This window comes from Rhizobium sp. ERR 1071 (assembly GCF_007828675.1).
Classification (GTDB): Bacteria; Pseudomonadota; Alphaproteobacteria; order Rhizobiales; family Rhizobiaceae; genus Rhizobium; species Rhizobium dioscoreae.
The window spans coordinates 17,989-42,835 of record NZ_VITM01000013.1 but is presented as its reverse complement, the minus strand read 5'-3'; the positions used below and the strand labels follow the sequence as shown (position 1 = coordinate 42,835).

At 59.9% G+C, this 24,847-nt stretch carries 24 protein-coding genes and 1 tRNA gene; 12 read left to right on the top strand and 13 right to left on the bottom strand.

Annotated features, from left to right (window positions below):
• Nucleotides 1–70: 70 nt before the first annotated feature.
• On the top strand, nt 71–1,009 hold the full coding sequence (locus tag FBZ99_RS28695) for a YihY/virulence factor BrkB family protein (RefSeq protein ID WP_145636277.1): 939 nt from the start codon (nt 71–73) through the stop codon (nt 1,007–1,009).
• Here the strand turns inward: FBZ99_RS28695 and gluQRS are convergent.
• Entirely contained in the window at nt 974–1,855 is an 882-nt protein-coding gene (gene gluQRS, locus FBZ99_RS28690) for a tRNA glutamyl-Q(34) synthetase GluQRS (RefSeq protein WP_145636274.1), read from the bottom strand. The genes FBZ99_RS28695 and gluQRS overlap by 36 nt on opposite strands.
• Between gluQRS and FBZ99_RS28685 the strand changes: the two genes are divergently transcribed.
• Both FBZ99_RS28685 and FBZ99_RS28680 read left to right on the top strand, forming a co-directional pair.
• A complete protein-coding gene (locus FBZ99_RS28685) occupies nt 1,854–2,543 on the top strand; it encodes a DNA-3-methyladenine glycosylase family protein (protein WP_173002585.1) in 690 nt (229 codons plus the stop codon). The two genes, gluQRS and FBZ99_RS28685, sit on opposite strands and share 2 nt — an antisense overlap.
• A 110-nt stretch (nt 2,544–2,653) precedes the next feature.
• Nucleotides 2,654–3,211, top strand: a complete 558-nt coding sequence (locus tag FBZ99_RS28680; RefSeq protein ID WP_015341304.1) for an HNH endonuclease — start codon at nt 2,654–2,656, stop codon at nt 3,209–3,211.
• A gap of 273 nt (nt 3,212–3,484) precedes the next feature.
• On the opposite strand, the gene FBZ99_RS28675 is transcribed toward FBZ99_RS28680, so the two are convergent.
• From FBZ99_RS28675 to FBZ99_RS28650, 6 genes are all read right to left on the bottom strand, one after another.
• Complete coding sequence (locus tag FBZ99_RS28675) at nt 3,485–3,997, bottom strand: disulfide bond formation protein B (RefSeq protein WP_145636272.1); 513 nt, start codon at nt 3,995–3,997, stop codon at nt 3,485–3,487.
• Between the two features lie 15 nt (nt 3,998–4,012).
• On the bottom strand, nt 4,013–4,606 hold the full coding sequence (locus FBZ99_RS28670; protein ID WP_145636271.1) for a YqaA family protein: 594 nt from the start codon (nt 4,604–4,606) through the stop codon (nt 4,013–4,015).
• A gap of 227 nt (nt 4,607–4,833) precedes the next feature.
• Complete coding sequence (locus FBZ99_RS28665; protein ID WP_145636269.1) at nt 4,834–5,625, bottom strand: DUF3037 domain-containing protein; 792 nt, start codon at nt 5,623–5,625, stop codon at nt 4,834–4,836.
• 3 nt (nt 5,626–5,628) lie between these two features.
• Entirely contained in the window at nt 5,629–6,438 is an 810-nt protein-coding gene (locus tag FBZ99_RS28660; RefSeq protein WP_152096731.1) for a HipA family kinase, read from the bottom strand.
• A gap of 300 nt (nt 6,439–6,738) precedes the next feature.
• Nucleotides 6,739–6,823: transfer RNA gene (locus tag FBZ99_RS28655), tRNA-Leu, on the bottom strand.
• 143 nt (nt 6,824–6,966) lie between these two features.
• The gene (locus tag FBZ99_RS28650; protein ID WP_145636265.1) at nt 6,967–8,265 is read right to left on the bottom strand and encodes an MFS transporter; all 1,299 of its coding nucleotides are present in this window, start codon (nt 8,263–8,265) and stop codon (nt 6,967–6,969) included.
• 232 nt (nt 8,266–8,497) lie between these two features.
• Between FBZ99_RS28650 and FBZ99_RS28645 the strand changes: the two genes are divergently transcribed.
• Nucleotides 8,498–9,085: a TetR/AcrR family transcriptional regulator gene (locus tag FBZ99_RS28645; RefSeq protein ID WP_145636262.1), complete on the top strand. Its 588-nt coding sequence runs from the start codon at nt 8,498–8,500 to the stop codon at nt 9,083–9,085.
• Between the two features lie 6 nt (nt 9,086–9,091).
• Here FBZ99_RS28645 and FBZ99_RS28640 read toward each other — a convergent pair whose 3' ends face one another.
• Complete coding sequence (locus FBZ99_RS28640) at nt 9,092–9,886, bottom strand: class I SAM-dependent methyltransferase (RefSeq protein WP_145636260.1); 795 nt, start codon at nt 9,884–9,886, stop codon at nt 9,092–9,094.
• 447 nt (nt 9,887–10,333) lie between these two features.
• Nucleotides 10,334–11,314, bottom strand: coding sequence for an aldo/keto reductase (locus FBZ99_RS28635; RefSeq protein ID WP_145636258.1), 981 nt, complete (start codon nt 11,312–11,314; stop codon nt 10,334–10,336).
• 255 nt (nt 11,315–11,569) lie between these two features.
• Here FBZ99_RS28635 and FBZ99_RS28630 point away from each other — a divergent pair, with 255 nt between their 5' ends.
• Nucleotides 11,570–13,210, top strand: coding sequence for an AMP-binding protein (locus tag FBZ99_RS28630; protein ID WP_145636256.1), 1,641 nt, complete (start codon nt 11,570–11,572; stop codon nt 13,208–13,210).
• Here FBZ99_RS28630 and FBZ99_RS28625 read toward each other — a convergent pair.
• On the bottom strand, nt 13,197–14,468 hold the full coding sequence (locus FBZ99_RS28625) for a GNAT family N-acetyltransferase (protein ID WP_113354202.1): 1,272 nt from the start codon (nt 14,466–14,468) through the stop codon (nt 13,197–13,199). The two genes, FBZ99_RS28630 and FBZ99_RS28625, sit on opposite strands and share 14 nt — an antisense overlap.
• Before the next feature lie 2 nt (nt 14,469–14,470).
• Complete coding sequence (locus FBZ99_RS28620; protein ID WP_145636254.1) at nt 14,471–15,886, bottom strand: oligosaccharide flippase family protein; 1,416 nt, start codon at nt 15,884–15,886, stop codon at nt 14,471–14,473.
• Nucleotides 15,887–16,137: 251 nt separating this feature from the next.
• Between FBZ99_RS28620 and FBZ99_RS28615 the strand changes: the two genes are divergently transcribed.
• Nucleotides 16,138–16,767, top strand: a complete 630-nt coding sequence (locus FBZ99_RS28615) for a glutathione S-transferase family protein (RefSeq protein ID WP_113332347.1) — start codon at nt 16,138–16,140, stop codon at nt 16,765–16,767.
• A gap of 127 nt (nt 16,768–16,894) precedes the next feature.
• Here the strand turns inward: FBZ99_RS28615 and secA are convergent, their stop codons facing one another.
• Nucleotides 16,895–19,615 (bottom strand): preprotein translocase subunit SecA, encoded by a 2,721-nt coding sequence (secA, locus tag FBZ99_RS28610; protein WP_113332346.1) that lies wholly within the window; start codon nt 19,613–19,615, stop codon nt 16,895–16,897.
• A gap of 246 nt (nt 19,616–19,861) precedes the next feature.
• On the opposite strand from secA, the gene FBZ99_RS28605 reads away from it, so the two are divergent.
• The 4 genes from FBZ99_RS28605 (at nt 19,862) to mutT (ending at nt 23,401) form a co-directional block, all read left to right on the top strand.
• Nucleotides 19,862–20,785 (top strand): peptidylprolyl isomerase, encoded by a 924-nt coding sequence (locus FBZ99_RS28605; RefSeq protein ID WP_069612949.1) that lies wholly within the window; start codon nt 19,862–19,864, stop codon nt 20,783–20,785.
• A gap of 174 nt (nt 20,786–20,959) precedes the next feature.
• Entirely contained in the window at nt 20,960–22,201 is a 1,242-nt protein-coding gene (gene argJ / locus FBZ99_RS28600) for a bifunctional glutamate N-acetyltransferase/amino-acid acetyltransferase ArgJ (RefSeq protein WP_145636252.1), read from the top strand.
• A 10-nt stretch (nt 22,202–22,211) separates the two neighbouring features.
• A complete protein-coding gene (locus FBZ99_RS28595) occupies nt 22,212–22,991 on the top strand; it encodes a GNAT family N-acetyltransferase (protein WP_113354199.1) in 780 nt (259 codons plus the stop codon).
• Nucleotides 22,988–23,401, top strand: a complete 414-nt coding sequence (gene mutT, locus FBZ99_RS28590; protein WP_113354198.1) for an 8-oxo-dGTP diphosphatase MutT — start codon at nt 22,988–22,990, stop codon at nt 23,399–23,401. The genes FBZ99_RS28595 and mutT overlap by 4 nt, the downstream gene beginning before the upstream one ends.
• Nucleotides 23,402–23,459: 58 nt before the next feature.
• Here mutT and FBZ99_RS28585 read toward each other — a convergent pair whose 3' ends face one another.
• A complete protein-coding gene (locus tag FBZ99_RS28585; RefSeq protein ID WP_069612952.1) occupies nt 23,460–23,786 on the bottom strand; it encodes a hypothetical protein in 327 nt (108 codons plus the stop codon).
• Between the two features lie 384 nt (nt 23,787–24,170).
• Here FBZ99_RS28585 and FBZ99_RS28580 point away from each other — a divergent pair, with 384 nt between their 5' ends.
• Entirely contained in the window at nt 24,171–24,488 is a 318-nt protein-coding gene (locus tag FBZ99_RS28580) for a hypothetical protein (RefSeq protein WP_069612953.1), read from the top strand.
• Nucleotides 24,489–24,663: 175 nt separating this feature from the next.
• Nucleotides 24,664–24,846: a Flp family type IVb pilin gene (locus FBZ99_RS28575; protein WP_069612954.1), complete on the top strand. Its 183-nt coding sequence runs from the start codon at nt 24,664–24,666 to the stop codon at nt 24,844–24,846.
• Nucleotide 24,847: the final 1 nt, after the last annotated feature.

Here is a 24,847-nt window from a genome sequence, read left to right as displayed (position 1 = left end):
GTTTCCCATATTCAGGAACCCGATACAATCGACAACCGGCAGGTGAGCGCCGACGTCAAGCGGAGATGGGATGCCGACAGCCCTGCGGACGACTTACAAGGTGATCTACGACGCAGTGTTCCATTTCGTCGAGGATGACGGGTTCGCCATGGCAAGTCATGTGGCGCTGTCGACGCTGCTCGCGGTTTTCCCTTTCCTGATCTTCGGCACGGCACTCGCAAGCTTTCTCGGCGCCAGCCAGTTCTCGTCGACGGCTGTGCATCTGATCTTCGACACCTGGCCGGAGGCGATCGCCAAGCCGCTCGCCGATCAGGTGGTGCAGGTGCTAACCATCCCGCGCGGCGGCCTTTTGACGATCTCCGTGCTTGCGGCCGCCTATTTCGCCTCGAACGGCGTTGAGGCGCTGCGCATATCGCTGAACCGCGCCTATCGCGTGCCCGAAACCCGGCCCTGGTATTTCAACCGCCTCGCCAGCCTCGGTTACGTGCTCATTGCCGTGCTGATCTTCGCCATCCTCAGCATTCTGCTTGTCGCGGTGCCGCTCGCCCTCAATTACACCAGGCAATGGCTGCCGAAGCTTGCCGATATCCTCGACATCGTCTTCAGCTGGCGGATCTACGGCACGATTTTTCTGCTCCTGGCCGGCCTGCTGATCCTGCATCTGTGGCTGGCGGCCGGACGCAGGCGGTTGTTCGACGTCATTCCCGGCGTGATACTGACGCTGGTGTTCTGGTCGATCGGCGCGGTGCTCTTCGCCTATTATCTCTCCACCTTCGCCAATTACACCGCCACCTATGCCGGCCTGGCGTCGGTGATGATCGTGCTGATCTTCCTCTATATGCTGGCCGTGATCTTCATCATGGGGGCGGAGATCAATGCGGCGCTGATGAAATTCCGCGTGCGCCGCCTGCTGTTCGGCAAGGCGGCGAGCCGCCCTGCTGCGGAGGTGTCATCGGAAAAGGTAGCGGCGGAATCAGAGGCCGATGCGGCGGCGAAGCTCCGCCGGTGAGAGGCCCTGCCGGCGCCATTCGGCTATGCCGGTATCGCCCATGCTCTTGGAAAGCTTCTTGCCGTCCTCTCCGAGGACGAGCCGGTGGTGGTGATAAAGCGGCTCCGGCAGACTGAGCAGCGTCTGCAGCAGGCGATGGATCGAGGTGGCGTGGAAGAGATCGAGACCGCGCACGACATGGGTGATGTCCTGCGCGGCGTCGTCGACAACGACCGAAAGATGGTAGCTCGAGGGCGCATCGGAGCGCGACAGCACGACATCGCCCCAGGCGGCGGGATCGGCTGGAATAGTGCCCGTCTCGCCATCGCCGCTTTCCCGCCAGTACAATGGTTCGTCCGCTGCCGCCAGCGCTCTTTTCATATCGAGACGCCAGGAGTGTTTCATGCCCGAAACAAGCAGGCGCTGCCGCTCGGCATCGCTGCGCTCGCGGTCATCGAGCGGATAGAGCGGCGTGCCGTCAGGGTCGCGTGGCCAGGATTTGCCATCCGCTTCGAAAGCGGCGACGCGCGATTTGACCTCGCCGCGCGTCAGGAATGCGGGATAGACGAGGCCGCGCTCGACAAGCGTCTGCAGCGCTGTCTGATAGGCCGGAAAATGCTCGGACTGCCGGCGCACCGGCTGCTGCCAGCTGAGGCCGAGCCAGGAGAGGTCGGTATAGATGCCTTTTTCGAAATCGGGTGTGCAGCGCGCCTGATCTATGTCTTCGATGCGCAGCAGGAAATCGCCGCCTGCCTTTGCCGCCATGTCGTGATTGAGGATCGCCGACAAGGCATGGCCAAGATGCAGCGGGCCGTTCGGGCTCGGGGCAAAACGGAACTTCGGCTTTTGACGGGGAATCTCGATCATGCTTTCTTCTGCCACGAATTTGAACCGGGGACCACGAGGCGTCATGCAGATCATTCGCGACGAGCGCGATATCGAACAGGGACTGGCCGCGCTGCTGGAGATCGATCCGCGCCTGCGGCCCGTTGCCGCAGAGGCCGGCGCGCTGCCGCTGCGGCTGCGCGAACCGGGCTTCGAAGGGCTTGCCCATATCATCGTGTCGCAGGTCGTTTCCCGCGCCAGTGCCGACGCGATCTGGGGGAAAATGATCGCCGGCATGGGGCAGGTGACGGCTGAAGGCTATGTAGCACTGGCGCCGGAGGCTTGGCGGACCTTCGGCCTGTCGCGAATCAAGCACGAGACATTGGCGCGCGTGGCCGAAGCCGTTGCCGGAGGCAGCCTCGATCTCCATGCGCTCAGTGCCGAATCACCTGACAAGGCGCTCGCCGAGCTGACCTCCATCAAGGGAATCGGGCCCTGGACGGCCGAGGTCTACCTGATGTTCTGCGGCGGTCACGCAGATGTGTTTCCGGCCGGCGATGTCGCGCTTCAGGCGGCCGTCGGCATGGCTTTCGGCCATGAAGTCAGGCCCTTGGCCAAGGAAATCACCCGGGAAGCCGCGGTTTGGGCGCCCTGGCGCTCGGTCGCGGCCCGACTTTTCTGGGCTTATTATGCCGTGAAAACGCGCCGGGATGCGCTGCCTATCGTTTAATCGGCTATGTCCCGAAATCGCCTTTATGCACTGAATTTATTGGACTTCACAATCCTGTAACAACCGGCCTAATATACAGGTGCAGATGCCGAATCGATCAGGAGGGTTCCTTGACGATTGCAGTCTCCCCGCAGTCCTTGCCGGCGCTCGTGCTGAACGCTGACTACAGACCGCTGAGTTACTATCCCTTGTCGCTCTGGTCCTGGCAGGACGCGATCAAGGCGGTTTTTCTTGACCGTGTGAACATCATCGCAGAATACGATCAGTGCGTGTCCTCACCGAGCTTCTCGATGCGGCTGCCGAGCGTCGTATGCCTGAAGACATATGTGCAGCCGTCCCGCAATCCCGCCTTCACCCGCTTCAACGTCTTCCTGCGCGACAAGTTCGAATGCCAGTATTGCGGTTCCCATGACGACCTGACCTTCGACCACGTCATTCCGCGCGCCCACGGCGGCGAGACGACCTGGGAGAACGTCGTGGCCGCCTGTTCGCCGTGCAACCTGCGCAAGGGCAGCAAGCTGCCGAAGCAGGCCGGCATGTTCCCGGCGCAGAAGCCATACCAGCCGACCGTGCAGGACCTGCACAATAACGGCCGCCTCTTCCCGCCGAACTATCTGCACGACAGCTGGCTCGACTATCTCTACTGGGATTCGGAACTGCAGCCGTAAGGACGTGCTTCTTTAGGTCCGAGTTTGAGGTGAGTGCGGCACCCCCCTCTGTCCCTTTCGGGACATCTCCCCCACAAGGGGGGAGATCGGTAACTTGCGGTACCTTCCCGACCTAAATCGACATCGTATCTGCTGTCGTTGAGCTTACTTTGCTTTGCAGGTGCGACACATTCCCACCAATCTCCCCCCCTTGTGGGGGAGATGTCCCGAAAGGGACAGAGGGGGGTATCAGAGCCGCGGCATACGAGAGATCACGGCTACTCGCCCAATGATTCACGCAGCCTTCTTTGCCCCCACAAAAGCAATCGCAGCCAGGATCACGCTGGCGATCACATTCCAGCCAGCCATCGAAAGGCCGGCGACACGAAGGGCTGCTTCCGTGCAGGACGGCCCCTTGATGGTGTTCAGCTGGCCGAGCAGGTCGCCGGCATTCTGCGTGACGCTGCTGGCCGTTGTCGAGCAGGTGGTCGGGCCTTCCCAGAAGTGCCATTCGACGCCGGCGTGATAGACGCCGATACCGCCGCCGACTACCATCATCAGACCGGCGATGATCAGCAGCCCGCGGGTGATCCAGGAGGGCAGGCCGACGACTGCCGTCAGCACGGCGATGATGGCGACGGGGATGCCATAATAATAGGGCTGGCGCTGATCGAGGCAGAGTGCGCAGGGGATATAGCCGCCAATGTACTGGAAGCCGAGCGCCGAACCGATGACGACGATCATGCCGATCGTCAGCAGGACGCCATAGCCGAGGCCGGCGCGGGGGGAAGGCGAAGTCATGGACATGCTGAGGGCTCCTTGTCAGCTCGCCAAAGCAAAATGGAAGACGGCATAGAGGGCGATGAGAGCGGCGGCGACGGCCATGGTGATCTGGCCCAGGCGCTTTTCGATGAAGTGGCGGATGGATTCACCATAGCGGCGAAGCAGGAAGGCCAGGAGGAAGAAGCGGGCGCCGCGGGCGACGATGGCCGAGACGATGAACAGGCCGAGATTGATATGGGCGACGCCGGAGAGGATCGTCACCACCTTGATCGGCGGCAGATGGGCCAGACCCGATGTAACCAGCAGCAGGAGCACCCATTCATAGGTGATGCCGGCGCTCATCTGGTTGAAGGCGTCGAGCTTGCCGTAGAATTCGAGGATCGGCTTGGCGATGGTCTCGAAGGCGTAGTAGCCGAGCGCCCAGCCGGCAATGCCGCCCAGCACGGAGGCAACCGTCGCCGTCAGCGCATAGCGCCAGGCGCGCTCGGGCTTCGCCAGAGACATCGGCAGGAAAAGCACGTCCGCCGGAACGAGAAAGATGGAGCTCTCGACGAAGGCGATCACGGCCAACCAGATTTCCGCCGATTTGCGGCCGGCGAGCGACATGGTCCAGTCGTACAGTCTACGAAGCATAAGGCCCCCTTTTTGCTGCGTTGCAAACCTTTAGGGGGCAGGATTATGGCTGTAAATGGTCAGGGACTGATGGAAGTGGCGGAAAGGCAAAATTTTTCGTGATGGGGGTGCGCAAACGTTAGTCGATGTGCCTTCATTGGCACGCTTCGCCCTAGCCTCCCGAGAGGAAGATGAAGAGCTTCGCAAACTCGGGAAAACTAAAATGTTCCCCAAGTGCTCAACTCCAGTCAATGATGCAGCGCGTAATTAATTCTGATATCTGAGACAAGCGGCTGCATGTCGGCCATGGTGTAGAAGCGTACCTTGTGCTGCTCCATTTGAGAACTTAGCAGCGAGATGAAGCTCTCATCATGCATCTCGGCACCATCGGCAACCACTACGAGGCGCTTCTCTTGCAGCGTTTGGCTAAAGAGCAGATTTCCCTCGATCATGGAAGGACTCGCCTTGCTTAGAGCCTTGTCTGGATCGTCACCCAGCGAGAGGCCCTGAAGCAGATTGAACGCTCCATTCTGATAGCCAAACGGCGCTTCAATTTTTATACCGCCTTCGAGGAGGACGGGATCGGGCCTCTCAAGCAAGGTGTCAACACCAAACTCTCTGAGTTTACTAGCCAGCATAGCGTTAGCTCGCTGCTTGCGAGGCTTGGCAGGTATCTCACCGACCAAATCGGAAAAGACACTATCCAAATCAGCTCTAGCATTGCTGATGAGAATGGACCTCAATGGAAACAGTCGTATTTTTCCTGATCTTTGCGAGATGAATCTATCGATATTCTCTCTCTTCCAACCGTCTCTAAATTCGGAGAGGAGCCTGTTATAGAATGAGTTCTGAAGAAGCTCAAAATGGACGCCGGGACTGACATTAAATGCTGATTTTATACGCTTCGGGCGTTCGCCGAACTTGCAGAAAACGTATGGAGCCTCAGCCGCGAACAAAACCACACCAATATTGATGTATTCTGCGCGTTCAGGGTGCTCTGAATACTGAATGATTGAGAAGTATCCCTGCCTGTCTTTCATCGCTCAAAATCCCGGAAAAGGCGGCTCGTCTATCAGCTTCGGCGCTAAGGTGTCTACAAGGTAGGTGGCGCGAGCGCAGATGAAATCTATCAACCCCACTCGAGCTAACGGTCCTAAACCCCAAGCTAATGGCACGGAGTTAACAACTTCAGTTACGAAATTACGGTCTAATGTTGTCAGCCTGTCAAGCGCTGCCGTAACACCGTCGCTAGTGATAAAGTCGTCAAATTCGGGAAATTTCCCATAAACACTCCCGTCTTCGATCCAATCGTTCGGCGCAGCGCCGTCTGGAAATACCGGGTCGCCGCCAATGAAACAATTTGAGTGATCGATTGGCACTAAATCATATTTATGCACCGACGCCTGTACGTACAGGAGGTTGTCCGAATTGGCGTCCCCTCCATAGTAACGATCCCAGTTTCTGATCCAAGTGTCGAAAACAACGAGCCTTGACACACAATCTTTATCTCGAAGACGCCGCAGGAATGCATCTGTTCCGTCACGCGGCGTGCCCTCAACCGCTGATGAGAAGAAAAGGGGCGCTATCATCGGTTGACCATTTTTGCGCATAATGATCTCGATATCGCATTGATGAATAACAGCGAACGGAGGAATGGCTAGTCCAAACCAAACAGCCAACTCAGCGGCGACCAATTCCGAAACCAGCGCCGCGCTCCCCATAGGGTTGCCCAATGATTTTATGAACCCATCACCTGCGTTTGTAGCGACCCTGGCCGGGCTGGTACTTGAAGTAAAATGCTGAATTTCTCGCGTGATCTCTGTTGGGCAGATTGAATTGCCGCAGGCTAGCACTTCGTACCCCGATGTCCGATTTTCGACAAGGTCACCTTATCGTTACACACGCGCAATGCAACCGTATGTCGAGGGTACGAGTGATTTAGTCGCCACAAAGCTCGCGCTGAAGCGCAGGCTGAACTAGCCTACGCGTCTTCAGTAAAATAGCGTAATCAGAGTAGTCACACGACCTCCGAACTTCCCCGGCTTATCCGTGTTCGGAGGTCGTCTAAGCAGTCACGTGTTCCACATTAGGCGCTGTAGCGGATGGATGCATCAACCGTTGAAGTCTTGGTAATTGACTTATCTGGAGATTTTTGGTGCCCCATGCCGGAGTCGAACCAGCACTTCTTTCGAAACTCGATTTTGAGTCGAGCGCGTCTACCAATTCCGCCAATGGGGCAACGGGGTACTGACGAGGCGGCTGTCTAGCATGTGAGCGGCGGGGCGCGCAAGCGGGGAGCGGCAGATATTGCGAGTGTTTCCGCAGGGTTGCGGCTTGGCCCATGGCGCGGGTGGACGCCATGGGCTTTTGCCGCGTGAAGCTCAGTGCGCCATGGCAGGGCTCTTGGTGGTGGAGCCGGACTTTTGCAGGGTGATCGCCAGGAGCGCGGCGAGCAGGCAGAAGGCGCCGGCGACGAAGAAGGCGGGGAGATAGGTGTTGAGCTCCGTGCGGGTGAGGCCGGCGCCATAGGCGGCGGTGGCGGCACCCAGCTGATGGCCGGTGAAGACCCAGCCGAAGACGAGGCCGGCCTTTTCGCGGCCGAAGCGGTCGGCGGCGATCTTGACGGTCGGCGGCACGGTGGCGATCCAGTCGAGGCCATAGAAGACGGCGAAGATCGACAGGCCGTAGAAGGTGAAGTCGCTGAAGGGCAGGTAAACCAGCGACAGGCCGCGCAGGCCGTAATACCAGAAGAGCAGCCAGCGATTGTCGAAGCGGTCGGAGAGCCAGCCGGAGCCGATCGTGCCGAAGAAATCGAAGATGCCCATGACCGCGAGCACGCTGGCGGCCGCGACAGGCACGATGCCGAAATCGCCGCAGAGGGTGACGAAATGCGTCTGGATCAGCCCGTTGGTCGATAGGCCGCAGATGAAGAAGGTGGCAAAGAGGATCCAGAAAGTGGATGTGGTGGAAACCTCCCGCAGAATGGCGATCGGCGAGGCAAGCGCGGCCTTCAGGTCCTTGGTGGCGGCCGGCGGCGGCGTGATGTGGATCTCGCCGACCAGCGGCAGGTTGACGTCCGAGGGGCGGTCGCGCATCAGGAGCAGCACGACGAGGGCGGCAACGACGATCATGCCGCAGACGAAGAGCACGGTGGTGCGCCAGCCATAGCGCGTCGTCAGCTCCGCCATCAGCGGCAGGAAGACGAGCTGCCCCGTGGCCGAGCTTGCCGAGAGCATGCCGATGACGAGGCCGCGATGCTTGGTGAACCAGCGGGTCGAGACGGTTGCGGCGAGCACCATGGCGGTGAGGCCGGTGCCAAAGCCGATGATGATGCCCCAGCAGAGCAGCAGCTGCCAGACTTGCGTCATGAAGAGCGAGCCGATGAAGCCGACGCCGATGGTCGCCAGCGCGAAGACGATGACCTTGCGCACGCCGAAATGGTTCATGAAGGCGGCGGCAAAGGGACCCATCAGGCCGAACAGCACGAGGCGGACGGCAAGCGCCGACGAAATGGAGGAGGTGCTCCAGCCGAACTCGTCCTCCAGCGGCTTGATGAGCACGCCGGGCGCGCCCATGGCGCCGGCCGTGACCAGCATGGTGAGGAAAGTGGCGGCGACGACGACCCATCCGTAATGGATGTTGCGCCGGGCGAGCGTCGAGGCAAGGGCAGTGGAAACCATGAGCTGCGTTCCAATCAGGTTGCGTGTCTTGGCGGCTGGACCGGGAGGCTTACGAGCGCTCGATCGCGGACGGCCTGGGGACCACATCCGCTTATAGCGTCCCGCCGTTCTCCCGGCTTGAACGTTTGTGTAAAGGCATTTACATGATTGCTATCATATTTGTTGCGTATTGATGATGGTCATCATATAAATTGTCAATACAGTTTTCTTGATGCTCTGATGGAGTTTTTTGATGAGAGTGAGCCGCGAGAAATTCGCCGAGAATCGCGAGAAGATCCTTGCCGTGGCGGGCGAGCTCTTTCGCGAGAAGGGTTTCGACGGCATCGGCGTCGCAGAGATCATGAAGGCGGCCGGGCTCACGCATGGCGGCTTCTACGGCCATTTCGATTCGAAGGACGAGCTTGCCTGCGAGGCGAGCAAGGCGCTGGTGGCCCGCTCGCTGGAGCGCTGGAAGCAGGTGGCTGCAAGCTCGCCCGAACAGCCGCTGGAAGCGCTGCTTGCCCATTATCTCTCGCATCGCAATGTCGTCGAGCACGCGACAGGCTGCGTCTTTGCGGCGCTGACGCAGGAGGTCAGCCGCCATGGCCCCAAGATGCAATCCACCTTCACCGGCGGCCTGATAGGGCTGGTCGAAGTGCTGGAAGAGATCGTTCCCGGCGAGACGCCGGAGGAGCGCCGGCGCAAGGCGTTTGCCAGCCTTTCGGCCATGGTGGGCGCCGTCATTCTGGCGCGGGCGATGGACAATTCTGAGCTATCGCAAGAGTTTCTGTCGGCGACCCGGCAGGAGCTGTCGCCGCCGCCGGGTGAAAGCAACGGCTGAGCTTGCCTAGTCGCGGAAGGCGAGCAGCCCGTTCGCCTCGACGACCTCCCTGAATTTGCCGTCGGGTGCGGCCGCCAGCAGTTCGGCGCGAAGTGCGGCTTCGAAATCGGCGGCCTTGTCGCCCAGTGCCTGCGGCGAGGTCGACGACATCGAGAAGATGCGGCCGACGATCTCTTCGATATCCCTGGTATATTCCGAGACGATGCCGATCCGTTCCAGATTGCGGAAGGGTGAGGCGAGCAGCATGGCTTCATGCGGCGCCCATTCCTTGCTCCGGCGCATCTGCCGCTCCGCGCTGCGCTCGGGCGAATAGGTTTCCATCAGCGGTTCAAGGATGCCGCGCCAGTTCGGCTCCGCCAGAATGCCTTTATCGTGGAAAAGCACGACGGCGCCGCCCGGCTCGATCAGCTTATCGAGGGCCTCAAGCGTCGCCGGCCTGTCCATCCAGTGGAAGGAGCGGCCCATGACGCAGAGATGCAGCCTGCCGATGTCAGGTCCGAGATCGTAGGAAGAGCCTTGGCGGATGGTGATATCGACACCCGCTTGCTTCGCGCCGATCTCGGCTTCGGCAAGCATTTCCGGTTCCGGATCCATGGCGGTGACGGCGGCACCCTGCAGCCGCGCGAAGGCGATGCCAAGCTGGCCGGGGCCGCAGCCGAGATCGAGCACATGATCGCCTGATTTCAGGCCGCTGCGTTCGGCGACGCGGGTAATCAGCTTGTCAGGATAGGGAATGCGATAGCGCAGGTAATAGGCCGCGGTCGATTGAAATCGCCGTGCTTCGAAGGGAACAGTGATCATTGGATATCATCCTCGGGGGGAAGGAACCTCGATCTGTTAAGCCCCAACTATGACCGGTTCGTGAAGTCACTTTTGCGCGATTTGCCGCGTGGCCAATCGGCTTCAGAGGATGTGAATGCCCCTCACCCTAACCCTCTCCCCGCGCGCGAGGAGGGCAATCGCATATGACCCGAAGTTGTTGTCGCGTCCCCTTCTCCCCTTGGGGAGAAGGTGCCGTCCGGCGGATGAGGGGGTGCCTGCTAAACGCACGAAAATCCATGAATTCAAATCGATAGCCCCCTCATCCGACCCTTCGGGCCACCTTCTCCCCGAGGGGAGAAGGAGCTTAGGATGCTCATCCGCACCATATGCGATACCCCTGCGCGCGCGGGGAGAGGGCTGGGGTGAGGGGCCAGGCAGCCAGCCGCAATATCACCAGCCCAACCTGGGCAGCTCCAAAATCCCGGTTCACTTGAACCCAGCAACCCCATGCGGGACATAGGGTGATTCCAGCGTTTCGATTTCTTCCGACGTCAATTTGACTTCCAGAGAGGCGATAGCATCCGTGATGTGGCCGGGCTTGGAAGCGCCGATGATCGGGGCAGTGACGGCGCTTTTCTGCAAGATCCAGGCGGTTGCGACCTGCGCGCGCGGGATGCCGCGTGCCTTGGCGACCGCGCCGACGGCATCGACGATCTTACGGTCGGCTTCGAGTGCCTGGGTGTAAAGCGTTTTACCGAATTCGTCAGACTCCGTGCGGGCTGTCGCCTCGTCCCAGTCGCGCGTCAGGCGGCCGCGAGCAAGTGGGCTCCAAGGAATGACGGCGATCTTTTGGTCCTCGCAGAAGGGCAGCATCTCGCGCTCTTCCTCGCGGTAGAGCAGGTTCAGGTGGTCCTGCATGCTGACGAACTCCGTCCAGCCGTTGAGACGGGAGGTGTAGATCGCCTTGGCGAACTGCCAGGCATACATGGAGGAAGCGCCGATATAGCGGGCCTTACCGGCCTTGACGACATCATGCAGCGCTTCCAGCGTTTCTTCGATCGGCGTCGTATAATCCCAGCGGTGGATCTGGTAGAGATCGACATAGTCGGTGCCGAGGCGGCGAAGGCTGTTGTCGATCTCGTCAAAGATCGCCTTGCGGGACAGACCGGCGCCGTTCGGGCCGGGGCGCATGCGATTGAAGACTTTGGTGGCGAGCACGATATCGTCGCGGCGGGCGAAATCCTTGATGGCACGGCCGACGATCTCCTCCGACGAACCGTTGGAATAGGTATTGGCCGTATCGAGGAAGTTGATGCCGGCTTCGATCGCCTGGCGCAGCAGCGGGCGGCTGTCCTCCTCCTTCAATGACCAGGCGTGCGTGCCCTTGTTGGGATCGCCATAGGTCATGCAACCCAGGCAGATGCGTGAGACTTCAAGGCCGGTCCTGCCGAGCTTTACGTATTCCATCGCTATTCTCCGTCCATTCGATCATTCGCTACAAGGAGGCCCATCGTCAGAAGGGCGATGGGATGGGTGCGCCGCGAAAAGCAAATCGACGGGCAAAGTCGCCGTCGGTCGACGCATGAATTCGTGAAGAGCTTCGAAGTATTCCTCAATAAATAAGGCGATTCGCGCCCGGGGGAAGACGGTGATTTCAAATGTTTCCTTGAACCCCAGAGGCGACAGGTGTTAGCTGCACCGCACCATTTTCTGGAACTGCGCATGAAATTGCCCCCGCGTGATACTTATGAAGCCCTCTATCGTGACTTTCGTTGGGAGATTCCGGCGAAATTCAACATGGGACATGCTGTTTGCGATGCCTGGGCCGAATGCGAGCCCGACCGGATCTGCCTTCAGCATTTCAATCCCAACGGCAATCACTTTTCCATGACCTATGGTGAGTTGCGCGATCGCTCGGCCTCTTTCGCCAATGCGCTCGTCGCGCTCGGGGTGCGGGCGGGAGATCGGGTGGCGCTGCTGCTGCCGCAGAGTTTTGAGACAGTCGTCGCGCATGTGGCGATCTACAAGATGGGCGCGATCGCGTTGCCGCTGGCCTTGCTGTTCGGCGCCGAGGCGCTGAAATACCGGCTGAGGGCAGCCGGGGCATCGGCCATCGTCACCAACCGGTTCGGCCTCGAACGGCTGCGTCCGATCCGGGACCGATTGCCGGAACTGGCGCAAGTGATCAGCATCGATGGCGGCGAAGAGGGCGTTTCCGGCTTTGCCGATCTGGTGGCGGCGCATCCGCCGCTGTTTGCGGTCGCCGATACCGGCCCGGACGATCCGGCCCTGATGATTTTCACCTCGGGCACGACCGGCCCACCCAAGGGCGCGCTGCATGGCCATCGCGTGCTGCCGGGGCATATTCCGGGCATGCAATTCGCCCATGAGGGCTTTCCCAAAGCCGGCGACCGGCTCTGGACGCCGTCGGATTGGGCCTGGGCCGGCGGTCTCCTGAATGCGCTGCTGCCGAGCCTGATGCTCGGCGTTCCCGTCGTTTCCTCCCCCGGGCAGAAGTTCGATCCACACATGGCCTTCCGCATCATGGCTGAGATGGAGGTGCGCAATGCCTTCATTCCGCCAACGGCGCTGCGTTTGCTGAAGGCCGTCGACAATCCGCGGGCGCATTATGATCTGAAGCTGCGCACGATAGGGTCTGCAGGCGAGGCGCTCGGCCGTGAAACCTTCGAATGGGCGCGGTCCGCGCTTGGTGTCAGCGTCAACGAATTCTTCGGCCAGACGGAGTGCAATTTCGTGCTCTCCTCCAGCGAGGCGTTCGGCGTCAGCCGCGGCGGGGCGACGGGCAAGCCTGCCCCCGGCCATCATGTCGCGATCGTCGATGCTGATGGCCATGAGGTTCCCGTGGGCGAGACGGGGCAGATCGCGATCAGGCGGCCCGATCCGGTGATGTTCCTGGGTTATTGGCAGAACGAGGCGGCGACGGAGGCGAAATTCGCCAATGATTGGCTGCTGACCGGCGATATAGGCCGGCAGGATGCGGATGGCTATATTTCCTTCGTCGGCCGCGATGACGATGTCATCACCTCGTCGGGCTATCGCATCGGCCCGAGCGAGATCGAGGATTGCCTCGGCGGCCATCCTGCGGTGCAGATGGCGGCGGCCGTCGGCAAGCCGGACGCGGTCAGAACGGAAATCGTCAAGGCTTATGTCGTGCTCGTGCCCGGCCGCGAACCGAGCGAGACACTTGCGGCCGAAATCCGCGAATGGGTGAAGACCCGGCTTTCCATGCACGAATATCCGCGCGAGATCGAATTTGTCGATGCTCTGCCGCTGACGACCTCGGGCAAGGTGATCCGCCGCCTGCTGCGCGAGCGGGCGATCGCCGAGGTCAGCGCTTCGTAAGCGACAGGATCTTTTCGCGCAGCAGCTTCGCCATGTTGCGGGTGCTGCGATACATATGGAGCTGCGTGGTAACCTGGCGGACGTCGCGGTCGCCGTTCGGTGTCAGGCCGATGATGAGCGTGCCCATCTCTTCACGCTCGTGCCAGAAGCGGCTCATGATTGGATGATCCGGCACGGCACAGGAATCGGAGCGGACGACGTTGGCATCGTCCAGATGCCATTCCGTCAGCTCGCCCATCAGCAGCTTGCCCGGCGAAAAGCGGGCATAGGCCTCGTCATAGGCAGTTTTCCAGGTATAGGCCTCACCGCCCATAATGAGTACGATCATCGAGGCGATAGCCTTGCCGTCGAGATCGATGGTATGGATGCGCACCGCGTCGATGGCTGCGAGGTTGGAAATTGCCTCGCGGGCGAAGGCGGCATGGTGACGATCGGTGACCAGCGCCGAGCGCTTCTTTCCCTTCCAGCCGCTTGCTTCCAGCGCCAGGAATTCTTCCATGCGCCCATGAATATCGCGGGGTTGGCGCGCGACGCTGTAGGTGACTTCGCCCAGGCTTTCCAGCAGCCGCCACTGCCGGCGCATTTCCCGCAAGTGCGCGTTGGAAATCGTCCGCTTGAGATAGGTAAGCGCGTCGTCATTGCTCTGGAGCATCGGACGCTGGAATGGGTTGGCGACGGCGATCGGCAGGTTCCGGCCGATGGCGATGACCTTGGCCATCTGGACGAAATGACCGTTGAGACGAACATCCGGCAATACGAGCGTGCTCGGCAGATGCAGTTCCGGCCGGGAGAGCGCCTCGAGGAGGTTGTCGAGCGTTTCGCCGGCATCCTCGGCGTCGAGCAAGGGTGTGCCGAGTGGGCCAAACGAGTTCGACCAGACCCGGATAATGGACGGCCCTATTGCAAAGCCCGGCTTGTCGATGGTGAAGGGCATCAGCAGACGGATGCGGCTGCGCGTGCTGCTGTTGTCGCGCATCAGTGCCAGCCGCACCTGCCGATCCTCAAGGCGGGGCATGGCGGGCGCGAGGAAGCGGCCGGAGAAGAAGACGTTCGGCTCCATGGCACGGTTGGACAGGAAGTCCAGCTCATCCTGCAGCTCGTAGCCGAGCTTGCCGGGATAGAGGCAGAATTCGCGGCCGGCCCGGCCGACCTCGACGCGAGCCTCGGCTTTCGGCGCTTCGAAATGCAGCGCTGCGAGCGTATGCGTCAGGGCGTTCACTTGGCTGTCGGTGGTTTCGGTATAGGGTGGACGTGCCATGATCAGAGGGCCCTCGTTGCCGATGGCGCTGCAGGACGCCGGATAAGGGCGAATAGGGTGATGCCGAGCGCACGGCGCACGGCGATGTGCAGGAGCAGGGCTTCGATCGCCATGGCGACCGCTCCGGCAATCGCCGCTCCTTCGATGCCGAGATGCGGGATGAGCGCAACGTTCAGGCCGACATTGGCAATGAGCGCCACAGCATAGAGATAGACGCAAAGCATCTGCTTGTCCGCCATGGTCAGGAGCACTTCAGCAGGGCCGACGAGCGCTCTTGCGAGAATGCCGGCAAGCAGGATCGCCATCACGATCTGGCCCTCGGTGAAGGCCGCGCCGAACAGTGAAAGCAGGAGTTGCCCTGCCGCCAGCACCACGAGGCCGAGGGCAAGCGCCGGAAAGAAGGACCAGCGCGTCGCCTCCGTGGCAAAGGCTGCGAGCTTGCTCCGGTCACCTTCAGCAAGAATGGCGGCAAAGCGCGGGCCAATGGCGGCCCTGACGGCGAAGGAGACGAAGAGCACCAGGGCCATCGTTTTTGCCGCCGCGAAATAGACGGCGACTTCATCCGGATCGAGGAAGATGCCGACGACGATGACGTCCGAATTGGTGAGCAGGTAGCCCACGCCTTCGACTAGGAAAATCGGCAGGGCGACGGCTGTCCAAGTGCTGAATTCAGTCGTTTTCGGGCCGCTTGGATAATGGCGGCGCAGACGGAGCGTCACCGCAAGATATTGCAGCAGGACGCTGGTGAAGGCGCCAGCAAGCGCCGCCGCCATGGCGGTAACGGCATCGCGTGGCGCGCCGGCGAGTATGGCGATTACCATGAAGAGCAGGATCAGCGTCGGGCGAATGAGGAAGGTCGGACTGAGAGCCATGATCGGCCAGTGTTTGGCGCGGGCCGTACCGTCCAGAACGTCTCCAAGCGCGATCATCGGCACGGCAATCAGACCGAGGAAAACCGGCATGACGTAATAGTGTTCGACCATGCCGCGGAAGGCGAAGAGCAGCAGCGCGCCGATCAGTGCCAGACTGCCCGAAACGGCGACCACGAACAGGCGTGCCGTGGCATTCAAGCCACGAATGGCATCATGATTGCCGTTGGCATCGTATTGGGGCAGGAAGCGGATGATGGCGGTCGGGAAGCCGAGGCAGGCGAGATTGCCGAACAGGATCATCAGCACCCAGACGAAGACGAAGATGCCGTATTCGAACCGCCCCATCAGGCGGGCCAGGATGATCTGCGAGAGAAAGGCGAGGGCGGCGCCTGCAACGCGGATCGTGAAGGCGATCAGCGCCATGCGCTGTGAAACTGCCTTTTCGTCCCGGCCGGTAAGCATAGCGGCGACTTTGCGTAGATACGGCGATAGCGCGGCCCGCAATGCGGACGGCAACATTCTTTCCGCTGTTTGAAAGACCGCCATGATCGATACGCAATACTTTAAGTATGATCCCAAACTCGCGTTAGTCTTGGCAGAGGAGAGTTAAGAATCGGTTCTTTCGATAGTTAAATGTCAGGGGTCATGCATGCGGTCGGTTGTCTGTCGGGTGAGTGCAAAAGCAACCGTTGGCTGCGAGGAGTTCATGCCCGCACCACTCAGAGAGCCGTCGCAGGAAACGGGTGGCGGAGGTTTGGTCGGCATGTAGAATCCAGGGTCTATTGGAGGAGGATTTCATGCTCACACTTCACGATTATTTGCCGTCGCAGAATGGCTGGAAGGCCAGGGTTCTGTTCGGATTGCTCGATATTCCCTATCAGACCCGCCTGGTGTCCATTTTCGAGGGGGAGGGGCGCACGGACGCCTTTTTCGATCTCAATCCGGCAGGAGGCATCCCCGTTCTCGAACTGGAGGATGGGCGAACGATTGCGGAATCGAACGCTATTCTCACCTATGTTGCTGAAGGCACGCGGTTTCTTCCGGCGGATCGCTATCGACATGCCAAGGTCATGCAATGGCTGTTTTTCGAGCAGTATCATGTCGAACCGGTCATCGGTACGCTGCGCTTCTGGACGCTCACGGGACGGCTCGAGCTCAATGCCGTTTTGGCGGAAGCCAAGCGCGCCGGCAGCCTTCGTACGCTTGCAGCGCTCGAGCGCGGGTTGAAGAACACGCCGTTCCTCGTTGGTGAGGAGTTCTCGATCGCGGATATCGCGGTTTACGCCTATGCCCATAGGGCGGCGGATTGCGGCTTGGATCTTGCCGACTACCCCGCGCTTAGGGCCTGGTTCGATCGGGTGCTTGACGTCATTGGACCGGGCTACCCGGTGCATCTCTACAATGAGGATCCGCATTCCGCTGTCTGAACGCGGTGGGCGTGCTGAAATGGTTGTCGGCGGCGCCTATCGGCGAATTGTTGTAGTCCCTGATCGTTGCAAACAAAAATGCCGCCCGAAGGCGGCATTTTTGCTCATTGCTGTCGGTTTGCGAGGCTCAGACCACTTCGCTGCTTTCGAAGGCGCCGTGGCAGTGCTTGTACTTCTTGCCGGAGCCGCAGGGGCAGGCCTCGTTGCGGCCGACGCGGCCCCAGGTTGCCGGGTTGCGCGGATCGCGATTTTCCGGTGCCACAGCGCTCTCACTTGCAAGCGTGAATGGTGAGAATTCGTCTTCGCCCGTTGTCGCGTCGATATGACGGGCCTGCATCGGCGGCGTCTCCGGCTCGGCCGGCTGCTGCACCAGTTCGACGCGCGAAAGCTGCGCGGTCACGGCCTGGCGCAGATTGTTCAACAGTGCTTGGAACAGCTCGAAAGCTTCGGCCTTGTATTCCTGCAGCGGATCGCGCTGGGCGTAGCCGCGGAAGCCGATGACCGAGCGCAGATGATCGAGGTTGACGATGTGCTCGCGCCACAGATTGTCCAGCGTCTGCAGCACGATGGAGCGCTCAACATAGGTCATGATCTCAGGGCCGAAGCGTTCAGCCTTTTCGGCCGCAGCCTTTTCAGCCGCTTCCGTCAGGCGCGCACGGATGTCGTCTTCGCCGATGCCTTCTTCCTTGACCCAGTCATGAATGGGCAGGTCGAGATCGAAGAAGTTGGCGACAGCCGTCTTCAGGCCGTCGGCATCCCACTGTTCGGCATAGGCGCGCTCTGGAATATGTCTGGCGACGAGATCTTCGATGACATCGTGGCGCATGTCGCCGACGAATTCGGAGAGGTCCTTGGATTCCATCAGCTCGACACGCTGGTCGAAGATGACCTTGCGCTGATCGTTCAATACGTCGTCGTACTTCAGAACGTTCTTGCGGATGTCGAAGTTGCGGGCCTCGACCTTCTTCTGGGCGCGTTCAACCGCCTTGTTGATCCAGGGGTGGACGATCGCTTCGCCTTCCTTGAGGCCGAGCTTCTGCAGCATGCCATCCATGCGGTCGGAACCGAAGATGCGCATCAGGTCGTCCTGGAGCGACAGGTAGAATTTCGAGCGGCCCGGGTCGCCCTGGCGGCCGGAACGGCCACGCAGCTGGTTGTCGATACGGCGGCTTTCATGGCGCTCGGAGGCGATGACGTAGAGGCCGCCGGCAGCGATCGATTTCTGCTTGAGTTCCTTGATCTCTTCGGCAATGCGGGCAATGGCCGCGTCGCGCTCCGGACCGGGTTCCATTTCGTGCAGGTCGCGCTCGACTCGCATTTCGAGGTTGCCGCCGAGCTGGATGTCGGTGCCGCGGCCGGCCATGTTGGTGGCGATCGTCACTGCGCCCGGAACGCCGGCCTGGGCGACGATGTAGGCTTCCTGCTCGTGGTAGCGCGCGTTCAGAACCTGGAAATTGGAGAAGCCGCGCTTGCGCATAAGGTCGGCGAGAAGTTCGGACTTCTCAATCGACGTCGTGCCGACCAGCACCGGCTGGCCGCGCTTGTGAGCGTCGAGGATCTCATTGATGATGGCGTTATACTTCTCGGCGTGCGTGCGATAGACCTCGTCGTCCTCGTCGATACGCTGGATCGGCAGGTTGGTCGGCACTTCGATCACGTCGAGACCGTAGATGTTGCCGAATTCCTCTGCTTCCGTCGATGCCGTACCGGTCATGCCGGCGAGCTTTTCGTACATGCGGAAGTAGTTCTGGAAGGTGATCTGCGCCAGGGTCTGGTTTTCCGGCTGGATCTGCACATGCTCCTTGGCTTCCAGCGCCTGATGCTGGCCGTCCGAATAACGGCGGCCTGGCATCATGCGGCCGGTGAATTCGTCGATGATGACGACTTCACCGTTGCGCACGATATAGTCCTTGTCGCGCTGGAACAGCTTGTGCGCCTTGAGCGCGTTGTTGATGTGGTGGACGATCGCGACATTCTCGACGTCGTAGAGCGATTCACCCTTCAAGAGGCCGGCTTCGCGCAGCATGTTTTCCAGCTTCTCGGTGCCTTCTTCGGAGAAGTTGGCCGAGCGCTGCTTTTCATCGATTTCATAGTCTTCCTTCGCCAGGCGGGGAATGAAGGCGTCGATGGTGATATAGAGATCGGAGCGGTCGTCGAGCGGACCGGAGATGATCAGCGGCGTGCGCGCTTCGTCGACCAGGATCGAGTCCACTTCGTCGACGATCGCGAAGCTATGGCCGCGCTGAACCATCTGAGCGCGCTCATATTTCATATTGTCGCGCAGATAGTCGAAGCCGAGCTCGTTGTTGGTGGCGTAGGTGATGTCGCAGGCATAGGCGTCATGGCGCTGTTCATCCGACAGGCCGTGGACGATGACGCCCGTCGTCAGGCCGAGGAAGCTGTACAGGCGGCCCATGGTGCCGCTGTCGCGCTGCGCCAGGTAATCGTTGACGGTAACGACATGGACGCCCTTGCCGGCCAGCGCGTTCAGATAGACCGGGAGGGTGGCAACCAGAGTTTTACCTTCACCGGTCTTCATCTCAGCGATGGCATTGGAATGAAGGATCATGCCGCCGATGAGCTGCACGTCAAAGGGTCGCATGCCAAGAACACGGCGCGACGCTTCACGAGCGACCGCGAAGGCCGGCACGAGGATATCGTCCAGCGTCTTGCCGTCCGCGAGCTGCTGGCGGAACTCAACCGTCTTGGCGGCCAGAGCTTCATCGGACAGCGCACGCATCTCCGGCTCGAGCGCGTTGATTGCGGCTACTTTCGGCTGGAACGATTTAACCCGACGGTCGTTGGACGAGCCGAACAACTTGCGGGCAATTCCACCTAGGCTGACCATGTGACTGGTCCTTTCTGAGATTTCATCCTGCCGTTTCCTGCTTGATCCATTCCCGAAAAAAACGGGAGTATAGCACAAAACGGCCGGAAACTGTTCTGGACGCGAGGTTGCGTGACAGATAAGAGGGGGGTCGATTGATGTCAACGGGATTTGGCCGATACAGAAAGGCCACATTCTCCTGCTGAAGGCTTTTTCACGCCGGATTCACATCTGTCGAGCCGGTCGAGATCACCGAAGGGTTATTTTATGTTGAAGTATAACAAGCTTGCTGCGGTTGCTTTCGCAACAATCGTTACCTTCCAGGCTCCGGTCTTCGCGGCCGATGCCAAGGACCCCGTTGTCGCCAAGGTCGGCGATGTCGAAATCCATCAATCCGAACTCGATCTGGCAATCGCCAATCTCGATCCGCAGCTCGGCCAGCTTCCGGATGACCAGAAGAAGGTCGCAGCACTCTCGGCTTCGGTCGATGTGAAGCTTTTGTCGCAGAAGGCCGCTGCCGAGAAGCTCGATCAGACGCCGGACTTCCAGGCTCACATGGCCTATCTGCGCGACCGCGAGCTGCACAATGCCTATTTCAAGGCTCACGTCGCCGACGCCATCAAGGATGATGAAGTCAAGGCTCGTTACGACAAGGAAGTCGCAGCCCTGCCGAAGCAGGAAGAGGTTCATGCCCGCCACATTCTCGTGAAGACCGAGGATGAAGCCAAGGCGATCATCAAGGAACTCGATGCCGGCAAGGATTTCGCCGCACTTGCCAAGGAAAAGTCGACGGATCCAAACAAGGCTGACGGCGGCGATCTCGGCTATTTCGGCCATGGCCGCATGGTCAAGGAATTCGAGGACGCGGCTTTCGCGCTTCCGGTCGGAACCTACACGAAGACCCCGGTTAAGACCGATTTCGGCTGGCACATCATCAAGGTTGAAGACAAGCGCAATGCTCCTCCTCCGCCGTTCGACCAGGTCAAGGACCAGGTTCGTCAGCTCGTCATGCGCGACAAGTATCTTGAACTCCTGAACAAGGCCAAGCAGGATACCAAGGTCGTCATCAACGATCCGGCGCTCAGCAAGGCTTATGACGACGCGCAGAAGCAGCAGGATGCAGCACCGGCCGACGATGCAGTTGCGCCTGCCGACGGTGCGGCAGCGCCCGACGCTCAGCCGCAGCAGTAATTGACAGCAGTCAAACAATCAGGGCCCGGATTTTCCGGGCCCTTCACTGGAGCCGGATGATTTTAGGTCGATACGACCTAAAATCTGAATCCGCTCCAGAATTAAAAAGCAGAGCATGATGTAATCCGAAAACCGCCTACACTTTTCGGCATCATGCTCGTCCAGGTGGGTCTCATGTCCGGTTCCGTTTCTCCGCTCGCTCCCAAAACCTTTGTATCCATGCCCGCCCTTCGCGGTGTGCGCATGACCACGGCCTCCGCCGGCATCAAGTACAAGAACCGGACCGACGTCCTGCTGATGGTCTTCGACAAGCCGGCCGCCGTAGCGGGCGTCTTCACCCGCTCGAAGTGCCCTTCGGCTCCGGTCGATTTCTGCCGGAAGAACCTGGCGCACGGCAGCGCGCGCGCCGTCGTCGTCAATTCCGGCAATGCCAATGCCTTCACCGGCCTCAAGGGACGCCAGGCGACGGAACTGACCGCCAAGTCCGCGGCGGCTGCCGTCGGTTGCGGTGAAAACGAAGTTTATCTCGCCTCCACCGGTGTCATCGGTGAGCCGCTTGACGCCAGCAAGTTCGCCAGTGTGCTCGATACGATGGCGAAGGATGCGACAAGCGATTTCTGGTTCGAGGCCGCCAAGGCGATCATGACCACGGATACCTATCCGAAGGTCGCGACCCGCACCGCCGAGATCGGCGGCGTCAAGGTCACGATCAACGGTATTGCCAAGGGCGCCGGCATGATCGCACCCGATATGGCGACGATGCTCTCTTTCGTCGTCACCGATGCCGATATTTCTTCTGCCGTGCTGCAGACGCTGCTGTCCGAAGGCGTCGGCCCGAGCTTCAATTCGATGACGGTCGATAGCGATACCTCGACCTCCGATACTTTGATGCTGTTCGCCACCGGCACTGCCGCGGCTGATGGTCAGGCGCATATCGATCGCGCCGACGATCCGAAGCTTATCGGTTTCCGGGCGGCACTTAACGAGCTGCTGAAGGATCTTGCCATCCAGGTCGTTCGCGACGGCGAAGGCGCGACCAAGATGCTCGAAATTACGGTGACGGGCGCCGAAAACGACGCGGCTGCCAAGCGCATCGCGCTTTCGATCGCCAATTCGCCGTTGGTCAAGACCGCCGCCGCCGGCGAAGACGCCAATTGGGGCCGCGTCGTCATGGCTGTCGGCAAGGCGGGCGAAATGGCGGATCGCGACAAGCTCGCCATCTGGTTCGGCGATGTCCGCGTCGCAGTCAACGGTGAGCGTGACGCTTCCTATTCGGAAGAAGCCGCCTCTAATGTCATGAAGCAGCAGGATATTCCCGTGAAGGTCGATCTTGGCCTCGGCAATGGCCGCGCAACGGTCTGGACCTGCGACCTTACCAAGGAATATGTTGCCATCAATGGCGACTACCGGAGCTGATACCTAGCTGATGCATGCGCAGTCCACGATAAACAAGCTGCCCTTGGTGCGCAGGCTGGAAGCCGTCGGTTTCCGGGCCTGGCCCGCCTCGTCGGTGCAATATGATGGCAGCTGGCAAATCCGGCTGACGGCGGGTCATCCGTCGAAGCGGCTGAATTCTGTCGTGCCGCTCGATCCCTCCGATCATCGCGATCTCGAGATCCGGCTGGCAAAAGCGCAGCGCAAGTTCGAAGCCTATGGCAGGCCTATGGTCGTGCGCGAGACGCCGCTCGCCTCGCCGAAGCTCATCGATCTCCTACGGGAGCGCGGCTGGACGTGTTTCGACGAGACGATCGTCATGACCGCCAATCTCGTCGATCTCGAATTGCCTGATATGCTGGATCATCTGCCGAGCCACGATGTCGGCCGCTTTGTCGATGCGAGCCTCATCGTTGATGAGGCTGATCCGGCTCTGAAGCCGGCATTGGCCGAGGTGGTGAGCGGCATCAAGCCGCCATCGGGCCTCTTTGTCATCGAAAATGATGATGCCGGACCGGTGGCGACAACGCTTTGCGTGCAGGACAACGATCTTGCCGGCGTCATGTCGGTTGCCGTCTCGCAGCAGCATCGGCGCAAGGGCCTCGGAGCCGAGATCCTGACTTCGGCGCTTCGCTGGGCCCGGATGCGCAGCGCCAAGACCGCCTGGTTGCAGGTCAGCGCCGACAATGCTCCGGCTTTGGCGCTCTACGTTCGTTTCGGTTTCCGCGAAGCCTATCGTTATTGCTATTGGCGACCGCCGGAGGCTGCATGAACGAGGCTGGCCGAAAGATCGTTCTCGTGGCCGCCTGCGCGCTCATCGACGCTGACGGCCGTATCCTTCTGGCGCAGCGCCCCGAGGGAAAATCGCTCGCCGGCCTCTGGGAGTTTCCCGGCGGCAAGGTCGAGTCTGGCGAGACGCCGGAGGAGACCTTGGTGCGCGAGCTTCAGGAAGAGCTTGGCATCCAGACGAAAATCGCCTGTCTCGCGCCGCTGACCTTCGCCAGCCATACTTACGAAACCTTCCATCTGCTGATGCCGCTTTATATCTGCCGGCGTTACGAAGGAATCCCGCATGGCCGGGAAGGGCAGGCGATCAAATGGGTACGGCCGCAGGCCCTGCGCGACTATCCGATGCCGCCGGCCGATGAGCCGCTGATCCCGTTCCTGCAGGATCTGCTTTAGCTTTTTACGGCAAGGGCTGAGGCAGCGCCGGTATCGGGCGGTGTCGCGCCCCCCGTGTCTAGATATCTCTGAATTTGAAACTTGATTTTGCAAGCTGATCAAGTTGGGAGACGCCGGGCTCTCGAGGGGACGCATCCGTCTTCGGCATTTTGCGGAGCAAATCCGTCAGCATGTCAGATTGCCTGTCACATTCGCGGCGAATTGCCTCCAAATGTTCGAGCATCAGTCCAAGGGCAAAAATCACGGCGCCGTTAAAAGCGTAGGAAAGGGCGCCTATCAGCCCCGCCGCTACGCCCGCTGCACTTCCACTAAACAACGTCGCAATCCCGAACAGGATCGCAATACCAATCACCAAACCGCCAACCGCCTTGAGCAAACCTGCCATGTGTAAATTCACGCAACCCAGGATAACAAAATGTAGCTTGGCGATATATCATGGCGCGCAAGTGTCAATCTCTATTATTTGATGTATCGATGAAATTTTCGTCCAGTGCGTGCCTCTCCGGACCGAATTTGATGTCCCGTCGTGGGGCGGATCTTTTTTAGGTTCACGCAGTGACGGTTTGAAATGCGTCAAGGTAATACGTCGCAAATATGGTTAACGAGAATTAGCCATTTAATATCAGCCTGATAATGCGAATCATGCACTGTCCCGGAATTTTACGTCTCATTAATTTGCATGTGGATATTAAGGGATCGTTTATGACCTTCTGGCATTCAATTCTCTCAATCAAGCGGTTGTTGGGTGCGTTAGAGAAGGCTTGACACAATGGACGACGATTTCTGGAAAGCTGTTCAGGAAAAAGAGCAGTCCTATTCCACGTCGCGCAGAACGGGCGCGTTGAATATCGCTTTGCTGTTCGGTACGGCGGCGGTCGCGCTTTCGCTTATTCTGACCCCGATGCTATCAGACAAATCCAAGTCACGCGTGCTTGCAAGCGCGCCGGATATTGACAATATTACCACGGGTTCGATCCCGCAGACGGAAAACGGCAAGCGGTATACGATCCGCCGTAGTGTTCTGCAGCAGGAGCCGGGTTCGGTTTGTATCGTCCAGGGTTATGGTGCCGACAGCGGCTGCCAATAGAGCAATTCCAGGAAAAGTGCGTAGCGGTTTCCCATCGGAATTGCGTAGAAACAAAAAGATAGAGCGTTTTTGCGACTTAAAGAAGCACAAACGCTCTGGCGCGTGAGCATAGCCTGCCGGATGCCATGACGAGCATCGGATTCATCAGTTGTCCAATGCTGGGAGCTTCGAGCTTATGCGTTCCGTTCGGCGTATTTTCACCGATAAGACCGGTGCCACGGTCATTGAATATGGTCTCATCGCAGCCTTGATGTCGGCTGCGATCATCAGCGGTGTCGGCGCCTTCGGAGGCAGCCTCTCAAGCACATTCAACCTCCTGTCCAATACGATACAGAATTCGGCGGCGTCCCAGAACTGAC